Origin of the sequence: Inhella sp. (assembly GCF_041912635.1) — a bacterium.
Taxonomy (GTDB): domain Bacteria; phylum Pseudomonadota; class Gammaproteobacteria; order Burkholderiales; family Burkholderiaceae_C; genus Inhella.
In genome coordinates this window covers 113,180-120,501 of sequence record NZ_JAYRMO010000011.1, presented here as the reverse complement: position 1 = coordinate 120,501, position 7,322 = coordinate 113,180, and the positions used below count along the sequence as shown (strand labels likewise).

At 69.3% G+C, this 7,322-nt stretch carries 8 protein-coding genes and 1 pseudogene; 5 read left to right on the top strand and 4 right to left on the bottom strand.

The features are described 5' to 3' along the window. The 3 genes and pseudogenes from ACE3QP_RS08785 to ACE3QP_RS08775 all read left to right on the top strand — a co-directional run. Window positions 1-355 (top strand): annotated as a pseudogene (locus ACE3QP_RS08785) (NADP-dependent oxidoreductase); the annotation flags it as partial. Next, the gene (locus tag ACE3QP_RS08780; protein WP_374435271.1) at window positions 352-1,431 is read left to right on the top strand and encodes an alpha-hydroxy acid oxidase; all 1,080 of its coding nucleotides are present in this window, start codon (window positions 352-354) and stop codon (window positions 1,429-1,431) included. The pseudogene ACE3QP_RS08785 and the gene ACE3QP_RS08780, both read left to right, overlap by 4 nt. A gap of 68 nt (window positions 1,432-1,499) precedes the next feature. After that, window positions 1,500-2,063 carry a hypothetical protein gene (locus ACE3QP_RS08775; RefSeq protein ID WP_374435269.1) on the top strand — a complete coding sequence of 188 codons (564 nt, stop codon included), beginning with the start codon at window positions 1,500-1,502 and terminating at the stop codon, window positions 2,061-2,063. Window positions 2,064-2,072: 9 nt separating this feature from the next. Here the strand turns inward: ACE3QP_RS08775 and ACE3QP_RS08770 are convergent, their stop codons facing one another. After that, a complete protein-coding gene (locus ACE3QP_RS08770) occupies window positions 2,073-2,762 on the bottom strand; it encodes a head GIN domain-containing protein (protein WP_374435267.1) in 690 nt (229 codons plus the stop codon). 191 nt (window positions 2,763-2,953) lie between these two features. On the opposite strand from ACE3QP_RS08770, the gene ACE3QP_RS08765 reads away from it, so the two are divergent. Further along, window positions 2,954-3,175, top strand: a complete 222-nt coding sequence (locus ACE3QP_RS08765) for a TIGR02450 family Trp-rich protein (RefSeq protein ID WP_374435265.1) — start codon at window positions 2,954-2,956, stop codon at window positions 3,173-3,175. Then, window positions 3,175-3,891 (top strand): SDR family NAD(P)-dependent oxidoreductase, encoded by a 717-nt coding sequence (locus ACE3QP_RS08760; protein WP_374435263.1) that lies wholly within the window; start codon window positions 3,175-3,177, stop codon window positions 3,889-3,891. The genes ACE3QP_RS08765 and ACE3QP_RS08760 overlap by 1 nt, the downstream gene beginning before the upstream one ends. A gap of 89 nt (window positions 3,892-3,980) precedes the next feature. Here ACE3QP_RS08760 and ACE3QP_RS08755 read toward each other — a convergent pair whose 3' ends face one another. From ACE3QP_RS08755 to ACE3QP_RS08745, 3 genes are read right to left on the bottom strand one after another with little or no spacing between them, the layout of a single operon-like run. Next, window positions 3,981-4,418, bottom strand: a complete 438-nt coding sequence (locus tag ACE3QP_RS08755) for a hypothetical protein (protein WP_374435261.1) — start codon at window positions 4,416-4,418, stop codon at window positions 3,981-3,983. Further along, entirely contained in the window at window positions 4,415-5,911 is a 1,497-nt protein-coding gene (locus ACE3QP_RS08750; RefSeq protein WP_374435259.1) for a CoA-acylating methylmalonate-semialdehyde dehydrogenase, read from the bottom strand. The genes ACE3QP_RS08755 and ACE3QP_RS08750 overlap by 4 nt, the downstream gene beginning before the upstream one ends. A gap of 1 nt (window position 5,912) precedes the next feature. Then, window positions 5,913-7,268: an aspartate aminotransferase family protein gene (locus tag ACE3QP_RS08745; RefSeq protein ID WP_374435257.1), complete on the bottom strand. Its 1,356-nt coding sequence runs from the start codon at window positions 7,266-7,268 to the stop codon at window positions 5,913-5,915. Between the last annotated feature and the right edge of the window lie 54 nt (window positions 7,269-7,322).

The following is a 7,322-nucleotide window of genomic DNA, read 5'->3' as shown; positions in this document are numbered from 1 at the left end:
CTTCGACAACGTCGGCGGCGAGATCCTGGACGCCGTGCTGGCCCGCATCAACCGCAAGGCCCGCATCATCATCTGCGGCGCCATCAGCCAGTACAACAACACCGACGGCATGGTCGGCCCGAAGAACTACCTCAGCCTGCTGGTCAACCGCGCGCGCATGGAAGGCATGGTGGTGTTTGATTACGCGCCGCGCTACCTGGAGGCGATCGTCGAAATGGCCGGCTACCTGAAGGACGGCCGCATGAAGAGCAAAGAAGACGTGGTGCGCGGCACGGTGGACGACTTCCCGGCCACGCTGCTCAAGCTCTTCAGGGGCGAGAACTTTGGCAAGCTGGTCTTGCAACTGGCGGATTGAAGCCCGTCAACCTGCACGACTACGCCGCCCTGGCCCAGGAACGCCTGGCGCCCGCGGCTTGGGCCTATCTGGCTGGCGGCGCGGGCGATGAAGCCACGCTCGCCGACAACACCGCCGCCTGGGCCGCGCTGAAGCTGCTGCCGCGCGTGCTGCGGCCGCTGCACCCCGGGCACACGCAGGTCGAGTTGCTGGGCCGCGCCTGGGCCCACCCCATCGGCCTGGCGCCGGTGGCGGCGCATGCCCTCTTCCACCCCGAGGCCGAGGCCGGCACCGTGCTGGCCGCCGCCGCTCAAGGAGCGGCCTGCGCGCTCAGCAGCCAGGGCAGCACGCCCTGGGCCGAGCTGGTGGCGCTGGTGAAGGACGAGCCCGGGCGCGGCCCGCTGTGGGCGCAGTGCTACTGGCAGGGCTCGCTGGCCCGCACGCTGACGCTGTTCGAGCAGGCCGCGAGGGCTGGCATGGAGGCCATCGTCTTCACCGTCGATGCGCCCGTGCACGGCGCGCGCGACCGCGAACGCCGCGCCGGCTTTGTGCTGCCGGCCGAGCTCTCCAAGGCCAACGCCGTGCCCGGCAGCCACCCGCCGCTGCCGGCCTTTGAAGCGCCGCCGCTCTGTGCCGGCTTGCTCGTCCACGCGCCCACCTGGGCCGAGTTGCAAGCCCTGATCGCCGCCAGCCCCCTGCCCGTCATCGTCAAGGGCCTGCTGCACCCGGACGATGCCGTGCAGGCGCGCGACCTGGGCGCTGCGGCCGGCTGGGTCAGCAACCACGGGGGCCGCACGCTCGACACCGTGCTGCCCACGGCAGCCGCCCTGCCCGCCATCCGCGCCGCGGTGGGGCCGGATTGGCCGCTGCTGGTGGATGGCGGCATCCGCCGCGGCACCGATGTGCTCAAGGCTCTGGCCCTGGGCGCGAACGCGGCCTTCGTCGGCCGCCCGGCCGTGCAGGCGCTGGCGGTGGAGGGCGCACGCGGCGTGGCCCATGCCATCCGCCTGCTGCGCGACGAGTTCGAGATCGCGCTGGCCCTGTGCGGCTGCGCCACACCGGCGCAAGTTCACCCGGGTTTGATCCACAAGCCTTGATCAAACTGGGCAGGACTGCCCAGGAGCGCGCACCGCGCTTGAGCAAGGCCCATTTATCATTGCCCCCTATGCCGACCGCGCCCCGCGATGTGGCGCAGATCCGTCTGGACAACGCGCTACGCCTGTTCGACGAGTTCGTCGCCGCCACCCTCAAACACCCCGATGCCGCTGCACTCCGAGGTCTGGAGCGCCGCTTTGCCGAGCGCTTGCAGATCCAGCCCAGCTACTGGAGCCAGATCAAGAGCCGCTCGCGCCAGATCGGCGAGCGCCTGGCTCGGCAGTTCGAGCAGCTCTGCCACAAGCCGCCGTTCTGGATGGACCAGGACCACGGCCCCGCCGGCACGCCCGCACCGCCCGCCGCGCCCAGCGCGGCGGATTTGAGCCCCAGCACGCCGCAGGACGATGACGAGCGCTTCATCGTCGGCCTGGTGCTGACCTACTACCGCCGCCACCCCCAGCGGGCGCGCGGCCGCCTGCTGGACCTGCTGGGCGAGGTGCTGACGCCGAGCAACACGCCGGCCGCCCCCACCCCGCCGCGGGCCACGGCCCCGGCGCCCAGCCCGGCGCAGGAGAGCTCGGCCTGGCAGCAGGTGGCCGTGGGCATTGCCCCGCTCAAAGGCAAAAAGCGTTGAGCCTGGCGCTCAGCGCCCCATGAGCTCACCCGAGCCGCTGACGCGGCTCTTCACCACCGGGCGGCCGGCGTAGGCCAGATCGCCGCTGCCGCTCAGGCTCCAGTCCTGACGCTCAGCGCTGCCGGCCAGCTGCAGGTCGCCCGAGCCGCTGAGCTGGGCGGAGAGTTCGCGCACCTCCAGCTGGCCGATGCGCAGATCGCCCGAACCGTTCAGCTCCAGCGCGAGCTTTTCGCCCTTGAAGCGGTCCAGCTTGGCGTCGCCCGAGCTGCTCAGCTGCAAGGCCTGCAGCTGCTTGAAGCTCACGGTCACGCGCAGATCGGTGCGGGTGCTGAAGCTGGCGCCCGGCTTCAGCGCCACGGTCAGGGTGTCGCCCTCGACCTGAGTCGTCACCAGGGCTTCCAGGTTGTCGTCGGCACGCACGCGCGCTTCCTCGCGCTCGCCCTGCACCAGGACCACGTCCACCGGCCCCTTGACCTGCACGCGGCTGAAGGGTGCCAGCGCCCGCTGCGGCTCCACCACCCGGCCCGAACCCTTGATGCGGCGCCCCGGGTCGCCCACCGTGGTGTTGCCGCCCAAATGGATGGTCAGGCCGTTGGATTCCTGCTTGATGTTGAGCGTCCACTCCTTGTCGGTCGCCCAGGCGGTGGGCGCCAGGGCCAGGCAAGCGAGGGTCAGGGCAGCGAGGCGGGGCTTGTTCATGGCGTAGACGAGCTAAGGAGGAAAGCCCGCACTCTGGCCGGCGCCCCCCAGGCTGTCAGCCGGCGTGCGACCGGCGCGCACTTCTGCGGCCTGGGCTGCAGCAAAAGGCGACAGGCCGAAGCCCGCCCCGCCGCCGGGTGCTTTTCGCGCCGGCGCGGCAGGCCGGACTCAGCGCCGCTAAGGTGCGCGCCATGAATGCCGTGCACCCGAAAAAGCTGCTGCTGAGCAAATGGACGGCGGTGCAGCCGCAAGGCCGCGAAAAGCATTTCCTGGTCAGCGCCCTGGTGCAGCCCGAGCCGCCCGGCGCGGCACTGGAATGGGTGGAGATCGAGGCCGTGCATTCGCGGCGCAGCCGGCGCATCCGCTGGCGTGAACTGCGCGATGTCGCCCAATGGCGCCAGGGCTGGGTGTGATGGGGCCGAGCCTGCAATCCCTGCTGTCCTTGCCCGAGGGCTACCGCGCCCTGGTGATCGGCGCGCGCGGGGCCATCGGGGCGGCGCTGCTGGCGCAGCTGCAGAGCGACCCCCGTTGCGGCCGGGCCATCGGCCTGCACCGCGGCTCGGAGCCGGCGCTGGATCTGCTGGACGAAGCCAGCGTGGCCGCAGCCGCGGCCCGCTTGGCGGGGGACGGCCCCTTCCACCTGATCGTCAACGCGGCCGGGCTGCTGCACGGGCCGGGGCTGAGCCCCGAGCGCAAGCTGGGTGAGCTCAGACTCGCCGCGCTGCAAGCGGTGTTCGCCGCCAACACCTTCGGCCCGGCGCTGCTGCTGCACCACTTCACGCCGCTGCTGGACCGCCGCTGCGGGCGCATGGCGATGCTTTCCGCCAAGGTGGGCAGCATCGGCGACAACCGCCTGGGCGGCTGGTACAGCTACCGCGCCTCCAAGGCGGCGCTGAACATGCTGATCAAGACCGCATCGATCGAGCTGCGCCGCACGCACCCGGGTGCCCTGCTGGTGGCGCTGCACCCGGGTACGGTGTCTTCGGCCCTCTCGGCCCCGTTCCGGGGCGCGGAAATCGGCCGCCCGGCGGCCACTGCAGCGACGGAGCTGCTGGGGGTGATCGACCGCCTCACCCCCCAGGACAGCGGCGGCTTCTTCAGCTACAGCGGCGAGCCCCTACCTTGGTAGGCCGGGGCCGCCACATTGGCTTCACTGGTTGGAGGGGAGCCGAACACCGCACGCTCGCGCGCCCCGCAGCTCGGTCAGCGCTTGCAGATCTACGTGCCGGACGTGTGCTTCTCCATCAACCGCCAGCAGCCTTCAAAGCGTTCAAACACGAAACGGTCACTGTAGATGTCGGTCTCGCAGCTGCTTTGGCTCACCTCGGCACGGTTCCCATTCACAGCCGGCTTGGGCTCGCAGACTTTTCCCTCGCTATCGCTCAGTTCAGCCACCTCTGCATTGCCACGGATCAGCGAGTGAGACCAGGTGCGCAGTTCGCGCAGCGGTATCTGCCGAATGGTGGTTTCCATGCTTCCCTTGGCATTGGGCTCGGTGGACCGAATCGGCAGTGGGTCGGCGACGCGCTGAAGCTGAAATGCGCGGTCGTTCTTGAAACGCTTCAAGAAACTGGCGAAGCTGGCATCGGGTGCACGGCACTCGGAATTGACACTGGCCGCCCCCAGGGCCAGCAGCAGGGCAAAGACGAGTTTCATCCGTTCGAGGGGAAGCTGAACACCGCCGTCTCCCGCACCCCACCGCTGGGCCAGCGCTGCGTGATCGTCTTGCGCTTGGTATAGAAGCGCACGGCGTCCGGCCCATAAGCGTGCAGGTCGCCAAACAGCGAACGCTTCCAGCCGCCGAAGGAGTGGTAAGCCACCGGCACCGGCAGGGGCACGTTCACGCCCACCATGCCGACCTGGATGTGGTCCGTGAAGAAGCGGGCGGCCTCGCCGTCGCGCGTGAAGATGCAGGTGCCGTTGCCGTACTCGTGGCTGTCGATCAGCTCCATGGCCTCGGCCAGGCTGTGCACGCGCACCACGCCGAGCACCGGGCCGAAGATCTCTTCCTGGTAGATGCGCATGCCGCGCTTGACATGGTCGAACAGGCAGGGGCCAAGGAAGTAGCCGTTCTCATGGCCCGCCACCTTCAGGCCGCGACCGTCCACCACCAACTCGGCGCCCTCGGCCACGCCCTGGTCCACATAGCCGCGCACCTTCTCGAAGTGGGGCTTGGTGACGAGCGGGCCCATGTCGGGGTTGCCGGTGTCGCCAGGGCCGACCTTCATCTTGGCGATCTCGACCTTGAGCTTGGCCACCACCGCATCGGCCACCTCGTTGCCCACGGCGACGATCAAGGGCACCGCCATGCAGCGCTCGCCGCAGCTGCCGAAGGCCGCCCCCATCATGGCGGCCACGGCGTTGTCGAGGTCGGCATCGGGCATCAGCACGGCGTGGTTCTTGGCGCCACCCAAGGCCTGCACGCGCTTGCCCTTGGCGCAACCGTGGGCGTAGATGCTCTCGGCGATGGGCGTGGAGCCGACGAAGCTGACGGCCTTGATGTGGGGCGAGTCGAGCAGTGCATCGACCGCCTCCTTGTCGCCGTTCACCACGTTCAGCACGCCCGGCGGCAGGCCGGCTTCGAGCGCCAGTTCGGCCACGAAGAGCGCGCTGCTGGGGTCGCGCTCCGAGGGCTTGAGCACGAAGGTGTTGCCGCAGGCCACGGCCATCGGCCACATCCACAGCGGCACCATGACCGGGAAGTTGAACGGCGTGATGCCGGCGCACACGCCCAGGGGCTGGAACTCGCTCCAACTGTCGATGCCGGGGCCGACGTTGCGGCTGTGTTCGCCCTTGAGCAGCTCGGGGGCGTAGCTGGCGAACTCGACGTTCTCGATGCCGCGCTGCAGCTCTCCCAGGGCATCGGCCAGCACCTTGCCATGTTCGGCGGTGATGAGCTGGCAGATCTTCTCGGCGTTGGCTTCGAGCAGCTCCTTGAACTTGCTCATCACCCGCGCGCGCTTCAGCGGCGGGGTGTTGCGCCAGGCCGGGAAAGCGGCCTGCGCGGCGGCGATGGCCTCGTTCACGGTCTGCGTGTCGGCCAGCTGCAGCTGGCTGCTCACCTGGCCGGTAGCGGGGTTGAAAACGTCAGCCAAGCGGCTGCCGCCATCGACACGCTGGCCGTTGATCAGATGGGTGATGCGGTTCATATCAAGCGGTCTCGTTCAAGGTTTCGCCCAGGGCGTTGATCAGGGTGTCCAGCTGGGCCGGCGTGCTAACGAAGGGCGGGGCGAGCTGAATGGTGTCGCCGCCGTAGCGCACATAGAAGCCCTTCTTGAACATCGCCATCGCGATCTCGAAGGGGCGCTTGGCGGGCTCGCCCGGCACCGGGCTGATGGTCAGGCCCGCGGCCAGGCCGTAGTTGCGGATGTCGGCCACATGCTTCGCGCCCTTGAGGCTGTGCACCTTCTCTTCAAACACCGGGGCGAGCGCGCGCACCTTGTCGATCGCCTGCTCCTGCTCCATCAGCTGCAGCGTGGCCAGGCCGGCGGCGCAGGCCACCGGGTGGGCGCTGTAGGTGTAGCCGTGCGGCAGCTCCAGCATGTAGTCCGGCCCGCCGGTCTGCAAGAAGGTGTCGTAGATCTCCTGCTTGGCCACCACGCCGCCCAGGGGCTGCACGCCGTTGCTGACCTGCTTGGCGAAGTTCAGCAGATCGGGCGTGACGCCGAAGGCCTCGGCCCCCGTCCAGGCACCGGCACGGCCGAAGCCGGTGATGACCTCGTCGAAGATCAGCAGGATGTTGTTCTGCGTGCAGATCTCGCGCAGGCGCTGCAGATAGCCCACCGGCGGGATCACCACCCCGGCCGAGCCCGAGAAGGGCTCGACGATGACGGCAGCGATGTTGCTGGCGTCGTGCAGGGCGATGAGGTTCAGCAGCTCGTCGGCCAGCTCTTTTCCGGTGGGAGGCATGCCCTTGTAGAAGCTGCCGTTGGCGGGCTGGGTGTGGGGCAGGTGGTCGGCTTCCACGCCCTGGCCGAAGGTCTTGCGGTTGCCCACGATGCCACCCACGGAGATGCCACCGAAGTTCACGCCGTGGTAGCCCTTCAGGCGGCCGATCAGGCGCGTCTTGCTGGCCTGCCCTTTGGCGCGCCAGTAGGCGCGGGCGATCTTCAGCGCGGTGTCGGCGGCTTCCGAACCCGAGGCGGTGAAGAACACCCGGTTCAGGCCCGAGCTGGCGGGCATGCGCGCCACGATCTGGTTGGCCAACTCGAACGAGAGCGGGTGGCCGAACTGGAAGGCCGGCGAGTAGTCCAGCGTGGCCATCTGGCGCGCAACCGCGTCCACCAGTTCCTGGCGGCCATGGCCCAGGCCGCAGCACCACAGGCCGGAGAGCCCGTCGAAGATCTGGCGGCCATCGGCCGTGGTGTAGTACGTACCGGAAGCCCCGGTGAACAGGCGCGGCGCGGCCTTGAACTGGCGGTTGCCGGTGAAGGGCATCCAGTGGGCGGCCAGCCAGGCGGGGTCGGCAAATGCGGCTTGGAGTGATTGGGTGTCGGCCAGGTTCATGCGGTCCTCCTCGGGAATCGGGCGATCTTGCGCCGAAACTTGCTTGAATAGGAT